This is a genomic window from Rheinheimera soli (genome assembly GCF_031457405.1).
Lineage (GTDB): Bacteria > Pseudomonadota > Gammaproteobacteria > Enterobacterales > Alteromonadaceae > Pararheinheimera > Pararheinheimera soli_A.
In genome coordinates this window covers 177115-195426 of sequence record NZ_JAVDWR010000002.1, presented here as the reverse complement: position 1 = coordinate 195426, position 18312 = coordinate 177115, and the positions used below count along the sequence as shown (strand labels likewise).

The 18312-nt window shown below is 46.9% G+C and carries 12 protein-coding genes; 2 read left to right on the top strand and 10 right to left on the bottom strand.

Annotated features, from left to right (window positions below):
• Positions 1 to 58: 58 nt before the first annotated feature.
• From J2W69_RS05590 to J2W69_RS05550, 9 genes are all read right to left on the bottom strand, one after another.
• A complete protein-coding gene (locus J2W69_RS05590) occupies positions 59 to 2626 on the bottom strand; it encodes a cellulase family glycosylhydrolase (RefSeq protein WP_310275431.1) in 2568 nt (855 codons plus the stop codon).
• A gap of 2 nt (positions 2627 to 2628) precedes the next feature.
• Positions 2629 to 4191, bottom strand: a complete 1563-nt coding sequence (locus tag J2W69_RS05585; protein ID WP_310275429.1) for a sodium/sugar symporter — start codon at positions 4189 to 4191, stop codon at positions 2629 to 2631.
• Between the two features lie 96 nt (positions 4192 to 4287).
• On the bottom strand, positions 4288 to 5271 hold the full coding sequence (locus J2W69_RS05580) for an aldose epimerase family protein (protein ID WP_310275427.1): 984 nt from the start codon (positions 5269 to 5271) through the stop codon (positions 4288 to 4290).
• The gene (galK, locus tag J2W69_RS05575; protein WP_310275425.1) at positions 5268 to 6434 is read right to left on the bottom strand and encodes a galactokinase; all 1167 of its coding nucleotides are present in this window, start codon (positions 6432 to 6434) and stop codon (positions 5268 to 5270) included. The genes J2W69_RS05580 and galK overlap by 4 nt, the downstream gene beginning before the upstream one ends.
• 5 nt (positions 6435 to 6439) lie before the next feature.
• Positions 6440 to 7510, bottom strand: a complete 1071-nt coding sequence (locus J2W69_RS05570; RefSeq protein WP_310275423.1) for a UDP-glucose--hexose-1-phosphate uridylyltransferase — start codon at positions 7508 to 7510, stop codon at positions 6440 to 6442.
• A gap of 19 nt (positions 7511 to 7529) precedes the next feature.
• Positions 7530 to 8546, bottom strand: a complete 1017-nt coding sequence (gene galE / locus J2W69_RS05565) for a UDP-glucose 4-epimerase GalE (RefSeq protein ID WP_310275421.1) — start codon at positions 8544 to 8546, stop codon at positions 7530 to 7532.
• 4 nt (positions 8547 to 8550) lie between these two features.
• A complete protein-coding gene (locus J2W69_RS05560; protein WP_310275418.1) occupies positions 8551 to 10920 on the bottom strand; it encodes a glycoside hydrolase family 2 protein in 2370 nt (789 codons plus the stop codon).
• Between the two features lie 34 nt (positions 10921 to 10954).
• The gene (locus J2W69_RS05555; RefSeq protein ID WP_310275416.1) at positions 10955 to 11662 is read right to left on the bottom strand and encodes an SDR family NAD(P)-dependent oxidoreductase; all 708 of its coding nucleotides are present in this window, start codon (positions 11660 to 11662) and stop codon (positions 10955 to 10957) included.
• Positions 11663 to 11726: 64 nt separating this feature from the next.
• Positions 11727 to 14375, bottom strand: a complete 2649-nt coding sequence (locus tag J2W69_RS05550; RefSeq protein WP_310275414.1) for a TonB-dependent receptor — start codon at positions 14373 to 14375, stop codon at positions 11727 to 11729.
• A 325-nt stretch (positions 14376 to 14700) separates the two neighbouring features.
• Between J2W69_RS05550 and J2W69_RS05545 the strand changes: the two genes are divergently transcribed.
• Both J2W69_RS05545 and J2W69_RS05540 read left to right on the top strand, forming a co-directional pair.
• Positions 14701 to 17220, top strand: coding sequence for an EAL domain-containing protein (locus J2W69_RS05545; protein ID WP_310275412.1), 2520 nt, complete (start codon positions 14701 to 14703; stop codon positions 17218 to 17220).
• Between the two features lie 98 nt (positions 17221 to 17318).
• On the top strand, positions 17319 to 17954 hold the full coding sequence (locus J2W69_RS05540; RefSeq protein ID WP_310275410.1) for a hypothetical protein: 636 nt from the start codon (positions 17319 to 17321) through the stop codon (positions 17952 to 17954).
• Positions 17955 to 18097: 143 nt separating this feature from the next.
• Here the strand turns inward: J2W69_RS05540 and J2W69_RS05535 are convergent, their stop codons facing one another.
• Complete coding sequence (locus J2W69_RS05535; RefSeq protein WP_008897616.1) at positions 18098 to 18307, bottom strand: cold-shock protein; 210 nt, start codon at positions 18305 to 18307, stop codon at positions 18098 to 18100.
• Positions 18308 to 18312 lie beyond the last annotated feature (5 nt).

Sequence of the window (18312 nt, the reverse complement as noted above, 5' to 3'; positions counted from 1 at the left end):
AAAAACAAAGCCGATTATAGGCCTGTGCTGAAAACTGACGCAACACAGGCCCCCTAAACTATGGCTTTTGGATCAAACTCACTTCCGCCAGCTCCACACCATGCCAGCCCCTGGCTTGTGCTGGGCTATAGGCGCTCTGATTAAACATCAACTGTATTCCCTGCAACTGCTGAAGCTCATTAAGGTTTAGCCCTAAGCCCTGCTCCACTTTAGGTGCAAAGACTGGCATAAACATAGGGTAGGCCTGAGTCATCAGCGTATCGGTTTGTTTGAGTTTATGCAGCGGTACTAACAGATATTGCCAGTCAGTGCCCACTTTCAGCTCTGTGCCATAAGCTATACCGTCTTTATCCAATAAAGCGAAGCTCAGCTGTTCCGGCTGTTTGACGGCACGAATTTTCAGCGCCACAGTGTCGTAGCCTTTCAGGTTACGTTGTAGCAGGCTGTTATCAGCAGACAAAGTGGTTTTAAGGATAGCCGCAGCTTGAGCTGTTTCTAAAGAATCCACTCCCAGTTGCAAAGCTAAACCTGCACCTGAACTGTCGGCAACAACACGCTGCGTCACAGTCGCATCTTTTGGATAGAGGCTGTTTTGTCTGTCCGAAGTGGCGTCAAATAACGCTACTGGCTGGCCTTGTGGTTTCAAGGCCATTGTCCAAAACGGCGCTTTGCTGACAAAATCCCAATCTTCTGGTGAGCCAGCAGCGGCACCAGGGAAAGTCTGTTTTTTGCCATCAGCTGTCACCACAAAGGCATATTCCAGTAAACCTGTCTGAGTCCAGTCTTTTGGCATAGCAAGCTGATAGCGACTGCTGACAGCAAGGCTTTGCTGCATATCAAAAGCAGTAAACTTGTGGTGCCCAAGATAACGCAACATCAGCTGCACTTTTTCAGGCTTAACCAAAGCGCCTATATCCACTTCAAAGTTAAAGGGGTCGCCCAGATGGCTATAACGCTGATTCTGATGCACTAAAGCCAGTTCAGTCGATTGCGGTTTTGGCAGATAAAAATCTGTCTCTAGTTTCTTCGCATACTGCTGTGCCAACGCGGCTTTGGCGGTCAGTAAGTACACACCGGGGCGCACTGTCACTTCGCCATTTTTAGCCGAAGCTGTCAGTGTGTTACCGCTATTTACACCTTTGAGCTGATAGCTATTACCCAAGTCAGCAAGCGTCAGTTTCAGTTGCTGAGCAGCAGGATATAAACGCCCTGTTTCACGGCTTAAACTGGAATTCTGATAAGGGTCCTGCAAGGTGAGTAAGTCTGGGTAGACTTCCAATCGCCAGACGCCATCTGCTACTTTATCAAGGAAATAAGCACCTGAGCCGCTGTATTTCGCTACAGAAGATGAACCAACACCGGCAATTGCAGTTAGCTTAGCTACAGCTTTTGGCACCACTGTGGTGCTGTTGCTGTAGAAAAACTGCGCCGGAGTATTCAGCACTGACAAATTTTGCTGATAATCCAAAGTCACAGCGCCAAAGCTATTGCTGGCCGGATAATCCGCTGTTTTTTCAGCACGCTTTTGCGTACGGAATACTTCTGCGGCAATTTTTAAACTGATGGCCTTTTCCGGTGTATACAACAAATTCAGATGGTGAGTGTTGTATTCAGAGTTGGTATGAGCCACAGCCGCAGCATCATAAGCAAACTGAGTGGCCCACTGGAAACCAGCTTCGCGGAAACTGCGCGCCATAGCCGGGAACATCACAGAACTTGCCACATCGGCTGCGTCAAACTCGTACACCATTTTGGCTTTAGTAGCGCACTGGCTAATACCGGCAAAAGGATTAGTGTAATGCGCAACAGCTGGCAACATATTGGCCAGAATAGTACTGCCTTTGACCAAACCCGTTGGATACCACTGATAGGACACGCCATCTATGCTGGTATTGCATAAAGCTTGGGCAAAAGGCTGATCGTTACCTTGTTCACTGGTGTTGTAAAACAAAGGTTTAGTGACACCAGCAGCACGAATGGTACTGATTAAGTCTTCAATATAAGCCGCACTTTGCGCAGGTGCGATCTCGTGTTTAGGTTCGTTAAAGATCTCAAAAGCAATAATGTTGTCGTCCTGCTGATAACTTTTACCGGTCAGCGGATTGACGTGCTTAAACAGCTGAGTCAGATAGTTTTTCTGCGCTGCAATAGCATCTGGTGACTGGTTCATCTGGCTTTTGCTGTAAAAAGTAGAAAAACCGTATTCCACCGGATCCGGCTCAGGGTAACCACTGCCCCACCAACCGATTGGAGTAATCACTACCTTGATGCCTTTTTCTTTTAAGCGCAGCAGCAAGTAATCAAATAATTGCAGGTGAATATTGTCCTGCAAATTGCCCTCTTTATCGGCCAGCAATCTGTCCCATAAATGCACGCGGTAAGCGTCCAGCCCTAAACGGGCAATATGATCCACATCCATGTCGATGGCAGCGCGATGATCCACGCCAACACGTTCAACTGAGCGATAACCATAAGCAAAAGGCACACTGTAATTCACACCAAAAAGCGCAACTTCAGAACCGTCTTGCCACAACATGACACCCTCTTTCACCGACACAGGGTTAGCAGTGGCAGCGGCGCTAAACAGCGTCGCGGCCAAAGCTGCAGAAAAGATTTTCTGTTTCATCATTACCACCATGCCGTATAAAAGGCAGCCACAATCAGGGTGATCAACACTGCATAAAGATTAAAGCTTGGGCGGGTTTCGAAGCTGATATCACCTAATTCCACTGCCTGTGGATGCTTGCCCTGACGCTGGAATAAAGTCACCAGTACAGCTAAAGCTAAACAGCACAGGAAAACTAAACCTACGCGGTCCATAAATGGCATCTCTGGCAAAGCCATTTTGAAAATCCAGCTCAGTACAGCTGAGCTGATAGCCGCCACTAAAGCAGCAGTTGCAGTAGTACGGGCCCAGAACATACCTAATAAAAACAGTACAACAATACCTGGCGTAAAGAAGCCAGTGAATTCCTGAATATATTGGAAGGCCTGATCAAATTCGCCCAGTAATGGCTTAGCGGTGAATACAGCAATCACCAAAGCCATCAGACTGACAATACGACCTACTTTGACGTAGTGCTGCTGGCTTTGATCTTTCTTAAACTGAGAGTAAATATCCATAGTGAAAATGGTCGCGACGCTGTTGGTCATCGAAGCTAAACTCGACAAAATAGCCGCCACTAAAGCTGCAAAAATTAAGCCTTTAATACCAGAGGGCATCATGCTCAGCAGTTGAGGATAAGCCTGATCCGGCTTGCTTAAATCCGGCAGTATTAACACTGCAGCAATACCTGGAAGCACGACGATCACAGGCATTAAAATTTTCAGGAAAGCCGCAAAAATAATACCTTTTTGCGCTTCAGCTAAGTCTTTGGCCGCTAAAGTACGCTGAATAATATATTGGTTAAAACCCCAATAACTCAGGTTCATAATCCACATACCACCCAACAGCACAGATAAACCCGGCAGGCTGACATAATGTGGGCTGTCCGGCGTTAAAATCATATCAAATTTGTCTGGTACTTCAGTGAGCAAGCGGTCAAAACCAGCCCATAAACCGTTACCTGCGCCCAAAAGTTCCAGCGACATAAAGGACAGGAACAAACCACCGCCCACCAGTAACACCACCTGAATAATGTCGGTGTAAGCCACAGCTTTTAAACCGCCATATAAAGAGTACGCCACAGATAAAGTGGCTAATATCAGCATGCTGGTGGTCATATCCACACCAGTCACTGTATTAATAGCCAAAGCACCTAACCACAAAACTGCGGTTAAATTAACAAAGACATACACCGCCATCCAGAACAGCGCCATGGTGGTGCGTACTCTGTTGTCAAAACGCTGCTGCAGGAACTGCGGCATGGTATAAATTTTACGTTTTAGGAAAATAGGCAGGAAAAACTTACCCACTATTAATAACGTAATGGCTGCCATCCATTCGTAGGCCGCTATTGCCATACCTATGGCATAACCAGAACCTGACATGCCAATAATTTGTTCAGCCGAGATATTAGCTGCAATTAAGGACGCACCAATAGCCCACCAGGGTAAGGTATTACCGGCCAGAAAATAGTCGTTGGTGTCTTTATCATGTCCCTTCTTTTCCCGGGAAATAAAATAAGCCAGTCCTACCAGCCCAAGCACATATATGACGAGGATCGTCAAATCTAAATTACTTAAGGTCATACTAATCCTTACCCTGTTTTACCCGTCTTTTTTGGTACTGCACTGCAACGCCAGAACAGCCGGGCATATCTTGTTGTTATGGTTACCAGTTTTTAATTAACTGAATTTATACACTATGTGTTGCTGATACAACTCACCTGCTTTAAGCAGAGTGTCTGGGAAGCCAAGTTGATTAATCGCATCAGGCCAGCCCTGGGCTTCCAGACAAATTCCCTGCCGTGCTGTAAAAGGGGCGGCCAGAAAATTACCTGTATAAAGCTGCAAGCCAGGCTGAGTACTTAGCACTTCAAGCTGACGGCCACTTTGGCTGGAACTTAACACCGCCATCGACTTTAACTCTGCAGCATCAGCCTCTTGCCAGATAAAGCAGTGGTCAAAACCATTGGCAAGCGCAAGCTGCTGATCCTGCTGGCGAAGCGCTGGCCCCACCAATTTAGCTTTGGTAAAGTCAAAGGCAGTGCCAGCCACAGCACGACGCTCTCCGGTTGGAATAGCGTTGGCATCTGTTGGCAAATAATGCTTAGCCGCGATCTGCAACTGATGGTTTTCAACAGAACTGCCATCGCTGTTCAGATTGAAATAACAGTGGTTGGTTAAATTCAGCACCGTATCTTTGGTGGATAAAGCCAAAAAGGATAACTCGAGCTGTTTATCCACAATACGGAATTGCTGCCATACCTGCACAGCGCTCGGATACCCTTGGTCGCCATCGGCTGAGCGTAAATACAATTGCACCGAATCAGACTGCTGTTTCAGCACTTGCCAGTGTTGCCTGTTAAAACCAGCCACACCACCATGCAAATGATTGTGACCATTGTTGCAGTCCAGTTGATAAGCCACACCATTGAGCTCAAAACGACCTTTGGCAATACGGTTAGCAACCCGGCCTGCGGTAGCGCCCAAGTAAAACTCGTCTGTTTGGTAATCTGCCGACTGTGGATAATTTAACGTCAGCTCCTGACCAAATAAACGGATAGAGCGGATTGCTGCCCCTAAAGGCAACAGCTCCACTTCTAAACCCTTATGGCCACTCAGCCGTATCACTGAGTCATCAATGTCATCAATTAAAGCAGCACTCATGCCAAAATCTGCTCTGCGCCCTGACTGGCGGTACAGACAAAAATACCGGCTGTTAACCCTGTTTGTGCCGGGTATTCGCGTTCAACTAAAGCGCGAATCTCATCCACCCGGTTTTGCGGTACTAAAGCCACTACACAACCACCAAAACCACCACCAGTCATACGGACACCACCTGTATCACCCAGGGTGTTGCCTATCATCTCCACCAGTGCATCTATAGCAGGCACAGTGATTTCAAAATCATGTTTCATCGACAAGTGAGATTCAGCCATTAAACGGCTTAACAGCTTGATATCGTGTTCAGCTAAAGCTTTAGCTGCTAATTCAGTTCTGTCATTTTCTGTGATCACATGACGAGCCCGTTTGGCAACTAATGGATCCAGCTCACCCTGCTTAGCGGCAAAAGTATTCCAGCTGACATCCCGCAATGCTTTGACGCCAAAAATGGCGGCGGCTTCTTCACACTGACGGCGGCGGGTGTTGTATTCGCTGTCCACCAGACCCCGTTTTACATTGGAGTTGATAATCATCACAGCCATATCTGTAGGCACTGATACAGGCGTGCTGTCTAAACTACGGCAGTCGATCAGTAAGGCATGAGCTACTTTGCCCTGCGCAGAAATCAGCTGATCCATAATGCCGCAGTTACAACCAACAAAGTGGTTTTCTGCATGCTGACCATTGAGTGCATTGTCACGGCTGGATAATTCAACGCCAGCTAAAGTGCTGTACGTCAGGCCCAGGGCGACTTCTAATGAAGCTGAAGAGCTTAAACCTACCCCTTGTGGCACATTACCGCTGATGGCCAAATCACAACCGACCAGGTTAAAACCTTTTTGCATCAGGCTGTTGGCCACACCACGCACATAGTTTGCCCATTGATACTCTGGATGTTTCTCCAGCGGAAAATTGAGTTCAAATTCATCCACTTGCTGCTGATAATCCAGCGCCAATACCCGAACCCTCTTGTTATTGTCTGGGTCATTGCGACGACGAGCCACAACCACAGTGTCGTAGTTAATAGCACAAGGCAATACAAAACCATCGTTGTAATCGGTGTGCTCACCAATCAGATTAACCCGGCCTGGCGCTCTGAACGCAAATTCGCCCTGCTGCTGATAATGTTCGGCAAATGCCTTTTGTACTTGCTCTAATAATGCCATCTGGTTTAAACCTTGCTCTGCTGTTTGTAATGCACAGGGCTTTGCTCTTTTAAGCGTTCAGCGGCCTGTTCAGGAGTCATATCACGTTGGGTTTCGGCCAGCATTTCGTAGCCAACCATAAACTTTTTAATGGTGGCTGAGCGTAATAACGGCGGATAAAAATGGCCATGCAACTGCCAGTGTTCGATGTTTTCAGCAGTATCGCCACCTGCATCGTTACGATAAGGCGCACTATGCCAGCCCATCGAATAAGGGAATGAACACTGGAACAGGTTGTCGTAGCGAATGGTAATTTGCTGCAGAATATCGGCCAGCGCGGCTTGCTGCTCTTCGGTTAAATCTTCCATCCGGCGTACATGGGCTTTTGGCAATACCAGGGTTTCAAAAGGCCAACTGGCCCAGAACGGCACTACGACCAGCCAGTGATCGTTTTCAACCACAGTGCGCTCGCCACTTTGTTGCTCCAGCGCGGCATAATTCAGTAACAGGTTTTTGCCATGTTTCGCTAAATACTCACGCTGCGCTGCATCAGCTTTGGCTGGCAAGGTAGGCACAGTGCTATTGGCCCAAATCTGACCATGAGGATGCGGATTGGAGCAGCCGTTAATAGCGCCTTTGTTTTCAAACACCTGTACCCAGTTGTAGGTTTTGGATAAGTCCTGGTACTGACGGATCCATTCTTCCACTATGTTCTGAATCTCAGCAACACACAACTCTGGCATAGTCAGACTGTGATCCGGTGAATAACAAATCACTCTGCTGGTACCACGCTCGGCTTTTAATACAAATAAATCATCATCTGAGCGCTGATAAAAAGGCGTATCTGCGGTTAAGGCCGCAAAGTCATTGGTAAAAACGTAAGGCTTTTTATAGTCAGGATTCAGATCCCCTGAAATACGGGTGTTGGTTGGACATAAAAAACAGCTGTGATCATAAGACGGATTCTGCTCCGTGGCCGCAGTTTCAATCTGCCCCTGCCATGGTCTTTTTGCTCTGTGTGGTGACACCAGCACCCAATCCCCTGTCAGCGGATTGTATCTGCGGTGCGGATGATCTTTTGCATTAAATTCAGACATCTGTAATTCCAACCTTTTTTTAATTCTTCGGATAACCCGCAGGGTTTAATTTCTGCCACTTCCAGCTATCCGCCACCATTTGATCCAAACCGCGTTCTGCTTTCCAGTCGAGTTTTTCAGCGGCTAAAGACGGATCACCGTAATAACAGCCAATATCACCAGCACGACGAGGAGCCACCTGATAGGCAATCAACTGGCCTGAAATACGACGGTAAGCCTCAACCATTTCCAGCACAGAAACGCCCTGACCAGTGCCTAAGTTAAACACATGAAAACCCGCATTCTGATGCAGAGTTTCTAAGGCTTTGACATGACCTGAAGCTAAATCACAGACATGGATATAATCCCGCACACCAGTACCATCCGGTGTATCGTAATCATCACCAAACACAGATAAACAAGGTCTGCGGCCTATGGCCACCTGATTGATAAAAGGCATCAGGTTATTTGGAATACCGTTTGGATCTTCACCAATCTGGCCCGACTCATGCGCGCCTACAGGGTTAAAGTAACGGAGCACTATGGCGCTGAAATCACTTTGAGCCACGACCAGGTCAGACATCATCTGCTCAACCATCAGCTTGGAACGGCCATAAGGACTTTCAGGATGCACAGCAAAATCTTCCCTTATAGGCGAAGAGACCGGCTCGCCATAGACTGTGGCAGAGGAGCTGAACACCAGCGTTTTCACCTGATGTTTTAGCATCACTTGCATCAATAAGCCTGAAGCGCTGACATTGTTTTCATAATAAAACAACGGCTTAGCGACAGACTCACCCACAGCTTTGGAGCCGGCAAAGTGGATCACTGCATCTACTTTTTCAGCGGCAAAAATAGCAGAAAGCGCCTTTTCATCACGGACATCAGCCTGATAAAAGCGAATGCTCTGGCCTGTCAGTTGCTCCACCCGCTTTAACGCCTCAACACTACTGTTACTCAGGTTGTCGACCACTACCACCTGATGGCCACAATTCAGTAACTCCAGACAAGTATGAGAGCCAATATAACCAGCACCACCCGTGACTAAAATACGCATACTGTTACTCCTTAACCGCAAAAACTAAAGTATCGCTTTGAATAGCCAGTACTTTGGAGCTGGCTTCCATCTGAGCCTTGCTAAATTCAGCACCTAATTTCACTAAAACTGCAGCTTTGCCTTGCTCAGTAAAAGCAGGTTCAGGGTTGATGATTTCAATATCACCACTGCTGTTAAATTCAATAATCTGATTATTTAAAGGCACAGTCTGGCCGTTTTTATCCAGCACCTCTGCATAAACAAACACCAGATCACCAGGCACAGGAGCCACACCACTGGTCTCTAGGGTCAGCTTTAAACTGGCTGCGATATCAGCTGTGCTCACCTGATGAGTCGCCACTTCTTTACCTGCAATATAAGCTTTTGCCAGCAACTGACCTGCTTTAAATTCTTTCAGATCAAATTCAAAAGGCGGATGCGGTAAATGAGTGGAAAACTTATCCACAGACGGCTTATTACGGCTGACTAAAAAGCCATTTAAATACAGCTCCACTTCTTCGGCATTACTGAATACCCGTACCTGAGCGCTGGAACCTGACTGCCACTCACTGGCAATAAATACCATAGGACCAGACTGGTACTTGTCTGATTGTTCTGAAGCCGGGCGCTGACTCTGGAAAAAGTAGTAGCTGTACTTCGGCAGACGATAAATACTCATCACCCCCGAAGCTTCCAGATCATTGGCATAACCTCTGTTGTAATCAAACATCACCCAGTAGCCATCGGCATAAGCAGGTGTCGTCAGGTTGTCGTTATGAGCTTCCTGCACATTGCGGGCTTGTTGTAACAAACGGGCTTCACCATGGCTTAATAACTGACGACTGGTGCGGGCTTCTTCTTTTAGATCGGCCCAGCTGTCCTGATTCAAACCCGCATTTTGTGCGTAGTATTCCCAGTCGCCGTATTCAGACACATTGTAAGGAACAGTGGGCGTTTCATAATGCATCTGGCGATGCTGACGCGCCTGCAGATACATATCGTAACCATGCTGCCAGCCGGCAGAATAAGCGCCCGGAAACTCTTGTTTGACAGTGTTATGTAAGGTAGCAACAAATTCATCCGGCATGTCCGATTCGTTCAGCGAACATTCCCAGGCCAATACGCTGGCATGGTTACGGTCGCGGCGAATTAAGTCGCGGCAGCTTTGAATGTTTTGTGCCCGAAAAGCCTCAGTCGGCTGATAATACTGCCAGCCTAAAATAGCGTTGATCAGTACCAAACCCAGCTCGTCCGCTGCCTGCATAAAGGCTTTAGAATGTGGGTAATGCGATAAACGCACATAATCAAAACCAGCAGATTTAATTTTTACCGCATCACGATAGTCCGCCTGAGGAGATATGGCATAACCGACGTGAGGGTATTCCTGATGACGGTTTACGCCGCGTAAAAAGGTAAGGTCGCCATTGATCAGTAACTGGTGTTTGTCGTTAAAGGCAAAGCTGCGGATACCAATCTGTTGTTGCTGACGTTCAATCACTTCGCCATTTTGTTTCAGTACAGTGTGCAAACTGTATAAAAACGGACTGGCAGGGCTCCATAAGTTGGGCTTGGTGACTGTCAGCTGTTGTTGCTGGTCCAGTTTAGCCCCTGCGGCCAGTTGGATTGGTCCAGAACTGACTTCTGTCACTAACTGCTCACTGACAAAGAGTTGCTGCACTAATTCCAGCTCTGCGCTTACTGCTGACTGGTTTGCCAACTGGGTTTTTACCGCAACTACAGATCCTGCTTTATCCACTTTCGGATAGGTCACAAAAATGCCGCCACCCGCCACTTCATAGGCCAGCATTTCGTCTGTGATATGCACAGGGTTTTTAATCAATAAACGTACATCGCGGTATAAACCACCATAGGTATTAAAATCCAACTGAGCCAAAGGTTTAGGCCCTGTGACTTCATTATCTCTGTTATCCAGTTTGACTTTGAGCTGATACGTTTCACCGACCGTCACATAGGGCGTTAAATCAATAGTAAACGGCAGATAACCGCCTAAATGCTCACCGATTTGTTTATCGTCTAACCAAACTTCAGCATAGTTCATCGCGGCTTCAAAACGGATCAACAGCTGTTTGTCCTGCCACTCTGGCGCTATGGTCAGAGACTTTTGGTACCAGGCAAAACCCTGCCATTGGTTATTCACCAGCAAAGGTTCAATTTGTGGCGTATGAGGTAAACTCACCAGCTGCCAGTCTTCTGGTGTTGCAGTTAAATCAGCGGACTGACTTTTGAAAAACAACCAGTCAGCATTCAGATTTTGCTCTGTTGCCAGTGCAACTTTCGGCGACTGATCGTCTGTCGGCGATTGTGCAACCGGGCTGCACGCGAACTGCAGCAGCAAGACCAACACAGCCAGAGATGGGTAAAAGTACTTCAACACTGGAGAATTCCTTTTAATAAATAAGCTAGAGGACTTAACAAAAATTGGTTTCAATGGCAGGCCTTAGCACCAGCTCGTGGATATGAGCTTTGGCAGAGCTTGCCAGCATCAGCAGAATGGCATTGGCCACCTCTTCAGCAGACAAATAATCAGGTCTGCTGGCTGCGCGAAATCCGGTATCCACACCACCAGGATACAAAGACAGTACTTTTACACCTGTGCCGTTTAGCTCTTTACGCAGCACTTTGCTGTAGCTATCAAGAGCAGCTTTGCTGGCGCTGTAAGCCGAAATACCAGGGTTAGAAAACAAACAAACGGTCGACAATACATTCAGTACTATGCCTTTGCCTTGTTGCTGCATCCCAGGCACCAGTTGCTGGATAAAATGCAGCGGCGCATAGAAGTTCAGTTGCATCATTTGCTCTAGCGCAGACCAATCCGGTTCTGTTGCGCTACTTCGGCTGCTATTGCCGCCAGCACAATTAATCAGCACATCCACTGCACCAAACTGCTGTTGTGCCTGTTGGCAAAACTGATGGATGGCTGCAGCTTCTGTCACTGAAAAGCTGTCACTGAACACTGCAGCGCCTGGTGGCAATAAAGCTAAGCTCTGTGCCAGTTTGGCCGGGTCACGACCACATAAACTCAGTTTGTGGCCTTGTGCAGCTAAAGTTATGGCTAAAGCACGGCCTATGCCCGATGAGGCACCGGTCAGCAAAATATGGCAAGGAGATAAAGACATCAGTATGGCTTCCGTAAAAAGCCCGGCCCTAAGGCCGGGTTTTAAGTGCTGAATAACAAGCCACTTACATTGAGTAAGAGAAACCTATCAGGAAACGACGGCCCCATTCCTGATAACTGGCCGGACGGCTTGGATCGTTATCAAAATAAGTGACTGCGGCTTCGTTGGTCAGGTTTTGCGCCTGCAACATAACTTTAAAAGCTTCTGTAACTTCGTAAGATAAGCTGGCATCTACAGTGCGTTCCGCTGCTGCTCTGGTGATCTCTGTTGGGATCCAGCTGCCTACACGGGTATTGGCACTACGGTAGTTGTACGACACCTTGGCATCAAAACCAGCTTTGTAGTACCACAAGGTCAGGTTCCCCACATGCTTAGATAAACCACCTAAGGGCAACGGATTATCTTCAGGCACAAACTCAGTCACATCGCTGTCGGTGAAGGAGTAGTTGGCATAAAAACCTAAACCATCAAAAGGCTCTGGCAGCATAGTTAAGGCTTGTTGGTACATCAGTTCCAGGCCTTTAATTTGGCCACCGCTGCCATTGACAGGGCCGGTAAAATCGTAGGCGATACCATCCACCATCATCACGTCAGTTGAACTGCCGATATGAGTTTTTAAGTCTTTAAAGAAGGTGGATATCGTCATAGCGCGGTCGCTTGACCAGTAGTATTCGTAGCCTAAATCAATTTGATCAGCCACAAATGGATCCAAGGCTGGATTACCACCTGAGCCAGTTCTGACCGGGCTTTGTGAATCCAGCTGGAAGCCGGTACGCATTTCAACCAATGGCGGCCGCGAAATAGCTCGAGACAAACCAAAACGCACCTGAGCTTCTTCACTTAAGGTGAAAATCATATTCAGAGCAGGCAAAATTTCATCGTAGTCATGGTCGACAGAAACGGGCGAATAAGCACCATCTTTAAACTGATAACCCGAAGAGGCAGACACGGTTTTGACATAACGCACACCAAAGTTACCTGTGTAAGGCAGGTCACCCAGCTCACCCGACATTTTCAGCATAAAATAAGCGGCACTATTGGTTTCACCCACAAACCAGCTGTTGACTCTGTCCTGATCGGTTTTGGCGTGTTGACTGCGGTTATCTATACCACCAAAAGCCTGAGTCATAGTGGAATTCCAGTCTTTAAAGCCATACAGATCAGGTGACACAAAACCACCACCTAAAGCATAACTGTAACCGTAATCTGTCAAAGCTGTATTAACTGGCGACTGCCACCAGCTTTGTACATCATTGTTTTTTTCGCGGTCGCTGTAACGGCCACCTATCACCAGGGTTTCAAAAACACCCCATTCGATATTACGTTCAAAATCTGCTCTGGCGCTGACCATTTCGTCTGTTAAGTCGCGGTCTGTATCTACGTTCATACCAGAAATAGTGTAATAGTCCGGATTGCCAATGGCTTCATTGCTTTGAACGGCTAAACGCCCCTCTGTGTTACTCCAGCTGATATCCAGAGGTGTAGGACCGCCATAAGCAGAGGTAATATTCACCCAACGTGATTCTATACCTGCTTCGGAATAACCAACGTCATAGGTGGATGTCCAGACATCACCTGTCACTGTGGTTTTTAAGCCTGTGCTTAACAGATTATTTTCCTGAAACCAGGTGGCGTTGTTAGCCGAATGCGCGCCCCATAAAATACCGCCGCCCGTTAATTGCTGTGAACCATCTGGACGGGTGACAACAGTGGGTGCCGTCGCCGAGTTGTTGTATCCCCAGTTATTACTGCCTTGCCAGTTGCCCCAACCATCAAACCAGAACTGGTCTTCACGCTCTTCAATATCAAATTTGGAATAAAACAAATCGTATTTCAGATTCACACTGTCAGCAGGCTCCCACTCGAGGATCATTAAGCTGCCAACACGTTCAGTATTGCCCACTTTAGTACCAGTTTTACCGCCCCATGGTGCAGCTTCGGTAATGCCATCACCATTTACATCACCTTGATCAGCGGCCACTTTGTTGTAAGAGTAAAATGCGGTTTCACGCTGAACTGAAGGTTGATCCTGAAAAGTTACGCCAAACACCACACCAAAATTATCAGTCCACTGATCGATATAAGAGAAACTGGCTTTTTCGCCAGAACTGTCAGCACCAGGTAAATCATCCGCCATTTGATAATCCATCAGATGACCGCTGATGTTAATAATGCGCTTGTCTCTTGCCAGCGGACTGACGAAATTCATATTGACCAACCCAGCAATACCCCCTTCGAGGTTATTTGCCATCGGGCTTTTGTACACTTCAACTGAGTTGATCAGTTCAGCAGGAAATTGCTCATAACGTACGTCCCGACTGGGTTCGGCGCTGACAATTTCACGGCCATTCATGGTGGCAGCGTTTAAACGTGCACCTAAACCACGAATAGAAATACTACTGGCATTACCACGATCACGCTCTGCCGCAACACCAGGCAAACGGCCCAGTGAGTCAGCAATAGTGACGTCAGGTAATTGACCTAAATCATCGGTAGAGATAATTTCTACCGTTGATTCTGAAAACTTTTTCTGCATTAACGACTTGCTCAGCGTGGCACCAAAGCCTTTCACTTCGATGGTTTCGATTTGCGGCTCTGCTTTTTTTGCATTTTGTTGAGTGGTATTTTCTTCGCTTTGTGCTTGTGCATGCTGCATAGCAAAGATTTGCGTCATAGCTAAAGCTACAACGGTCAAGTTGAATTTGCCTGTCATTTCCTACCCCTGTCGGTATCAATTGTTATTTTTTTATGCGCTAAGCTGATTTTTTATATGCGGGTTCAGCAGTGCACAGTGCAGTTATAACACCCAAGGTAAACGTTTACCAAAAATTTTTGATCAATATCAAACAATGGAAACTCAAAACACTGATTTTATTGAAAATAAATTAAGGTAATCGATTTCTAAAAAAACTAAAACACTGAGCCATTCAGGTAAAAAAATAACAAAGCTTCAGCGCTGTTGTTCCAGATCAAGATCCAAAACAGATGCAGGCATTAGCATAGCGGGCTCTGTTGCTGCTTATGGAACTGCCCTGAACATGAATTCTCCGCTGAGCTCTGCTTTAACACCTCTGTCATCAGGCCAGACTGTTGCTATGGTGCTGCAAAAAAACCTGATCTGTTGCAGCCCACACAACAGCGTGCAACAAGCAGCTCAGCTGATGCAGCAACACAACATCAGCTGCATTCTGATTAAAGATGAACAAGGGATCATCGGGATCTGGACTGAATCGGACTGCAAGAAACTGGACCTGTCAGACAACAGAGTATTGCAACAAGCAGTGTCTGAAGTGATGAGCAGCCCTGTGCTTTCAGTGCAGCAGCAGTGCAGCACCAGCGACGCTGCGGCGCTGATGAAACAACAAAACGTCAGACGTTTACTGGTGACAGGCCCGGCACAGGAAGCCATTGGCATAGTGACGCAAACAGATCTTATTTATCAGCAGCCACTGGAACATTATTTAATGCTGCGGGATATCAGATCCATTCTGGTTGAGCTGCCCTTGTTATTACAAGCCAACCTTACAGTAGCTCAGGCTGCTGTACTGATGAGACAAACTCAACGTGATGCAGCTATAGTCCAGTTCGAAAATTCTGAATACGGCATAGTGACAGAACGTGACTTAGTGCACTTTATTGCGACAGACCGCACGCTTTGCCTTTTAGCTGAAGTCGCAACCCGGCCTTTATTAACCTTACCTCTGCACAGCAGCTTACTTCAGGCCGTGCGCTTATTACGTGAGCATGGTTTTCGCCATCTTGGTGTGACCAACTCAGATGGAAAACCTGCGGGTTTGTTATCTCACAACCACATACTGTTGAATATGGAACACCTTTACATCAACGAGCTAAAAGCGGCGCTGCAAGCCAGAGACAAAGCACTGCGATCCTCAGAAAGCAGCTTAAGGTTAGCTTCTAAAGTGATAGAAGCGTCCCACGATGCCGTGATGATTACTGATACTGCTGGCATCATTCAGTCAGTCAATCCCAGTTTTTGTAAGCTGACTGGCTACAGCGCTGAAGAAGCTATAGGTCAGACGCCTACTCTGCTCAGTTCAGGAAAACATGACGGGACTTTTTATCAGCAGATGTGGCATCGGCTGCAACAACAAGGCTACTGGCAAGGCGAGATCTGGAATAAGCGAAAAAATGGCGAACTCTATCCGGAGTGGTTATCCATCAGTGCAGTACGGGGAGATTGCGGTACTGTAAACCAATACGCTGCCATCTTTTCTGACATTACAGAACGTAAAAAACGTGAGCAGAAAATTCATGAACTGGCTTATTTTGACGAACTGACAGGTCTTGCCAACCGCCGTTTGTATCAGGACAGGCTGGAGCAGGCTTTGGCCAATGCAAAACGGCATAATCATCAGCTGGCTGTACTCTTTCTCGACCTGGATCTATTTAAACGGATCAACGATACACTGGGCCATCAGGCCGGTGATGACGCCTTACGTCAGGTGGCAAGACGACTGCAAAAAGCCAGCCGGTCAGGTGAATCTGTAGCCCGTTTAGGTGGAGATGAATTCACTGTACTGGTGCCTGAATGCAACGGCGTAGCAGAAATAGAAAAGCTGGCGCAACGCATAGTGGCGCAGTTTGAGCTGCCTTTCCACATTCAGCACAAGGAGCTGGTCTTAACCACCAGCGTGGGGATCAGTATTTATCCGCAACATGGCAGCACAGCCAGCGAATTACTGAAATTTGCCGATGCAGCTATGTATCAGGCGAAAGAATCAGGCCGCAACAAATACAGCTTTTACACCAGTTGTGTAGGCCAACGTCATGACGAGGCGTTGCAGCTGGAACAGGCGTTACGTAAAGCTCTGGCTCAGCAGCAATTAGAAGTGCATTACCAGCCTAAAATTGATCTGCAAACAGGCCAATTGCATAGCCTGGAAGCTTTGGTGCGCTGGCATGATAAAGATTTAGGTCAGGTGTCTCCGGAGCGTTTTATTGCTATAGCGGAAACCCTGGGGCTTATTCAGCAGTTGGGCCAGCAGGTGTTGCGACAAGTTTGTTATCAGTTGCAAGCCTGGGCTGAATTAGCAGTTCCAGTGGCTGTGAATATCTCAGCAAAAGAATTGGCGGACCCGTTGTTTATCCCCCAGTTAATGCAGATCCTGAGCGAAACAGCAGTAGATCCCAAACTACTGGAGCTGGAGATCACCGAAAGTTGTCTGCTGCCAGAAAGGGAAAATCAAACCCGCCATGTACTGCAACAACTGCGGCAGTCAGGGATACGACTGGCCATTGACGACTTCGGCACAGGCTATTCCTCTTTATCCTATTTACGGCATCTTCCTATCAACAGCCTGAAAATAGATCGGAGTTTTATCAAGGCTCTACCAGACAATACCAGCGACAAACAAATCACCAGCGCTATTATTGCGATGGCGAATGCACTGGGCCTGGATGTGATTGCTGAAGGAGTGGAAACCCAGGCACAACAAGAGTTTTTACTGGCAGCAGGTTGTCAGTATGGTCAGGGTTACTTGTTTGGCAAAGCCACCAATGCCACAACAACTTTGCAGTTGCTGCGACAAAACCTCTAAGTCGCCGGCAGCACGACTTTTGTCTGATTCTGCTCATCAACAGGCTTTTGTTGTGATATGGTGCAGCGCAAGGGGAAAGTAGTAGTGGAATGGATGCTATGCAAGAAATAGAAAAGATTGAGCACAGGCTCAGAGAAATTAACCGCCTGAAATTAAAACTGACTTTTGGAAATGTGCCGGCTTTTTATCACGCCGTTGCCACCTCTTTAGGCATGGCTGAAGGCATGCTGAAATACGGTTTTGAAAACTCACTGGATATTCTGACCAACCAGCGCAACTGGAACCTGAACTACTTGTGTGGTTCAGAAGATGCAGCCGGACAAATCATTTGCCCTAACAAACCCCGCTTGTCTGTGTATAAGGTTTTTACTCAACATGGCTTTGAAATTCATTGTCTGCCCTGGAAAGCTGCGCGGGAATTTGATTTCGAACTGGCCAATCATCCACAAATGGACTTTCGATTCTGGCGCCCCACTTCGATGAAAACCGTATTTCGTATCGCAGGTTTGCATAGTTTTATCAAAATGTATTTTGAACATGGAGATGAAGCAGACTTACAGCTCATTCGCTGTGCACACAATATAGCCGAAGAGTTTGTTGAACGTTTGGTACCGCAGTTTAATACCCAAAAAGTTTTTGGCGTCACTATCCAGAATTTTTTCGACTTTGCAGAAATGAAATTTAAGTCCGGAGAAGAAATTTATTTGCCTAAGGTGTATGCGCTGCAGGAGTAGTGCTTAACGCTCTGGTTTCATCAGCTGAAAGAGCTTTTTTATGCCATAAAGTAAAAAAGGCAGCTGCGATGCAGTTGCCTTTTTTTGTGTTGTGACCCTTAACTCAGATTAACTCTGCTGTCTTGGGTAACTGTAATTAAAAATTACAGAACAACGATTTTCTCAGCCTGTGGGCCTTTTTGACCTTGTGTTACAGTGAACTGTACACGTTGGCCTTCTTGCAGAGTTTTGAAACCCGTGCTAGAGATTTCGCTAAAATGAGCGAAAACGTCTGGACCTGAAGCTTGTTCGATGAAACCGAAACCTTTAGTTTCGTTGAACCATTTTACTGTGCCGGTAGTTGTATTAGACATGGTAT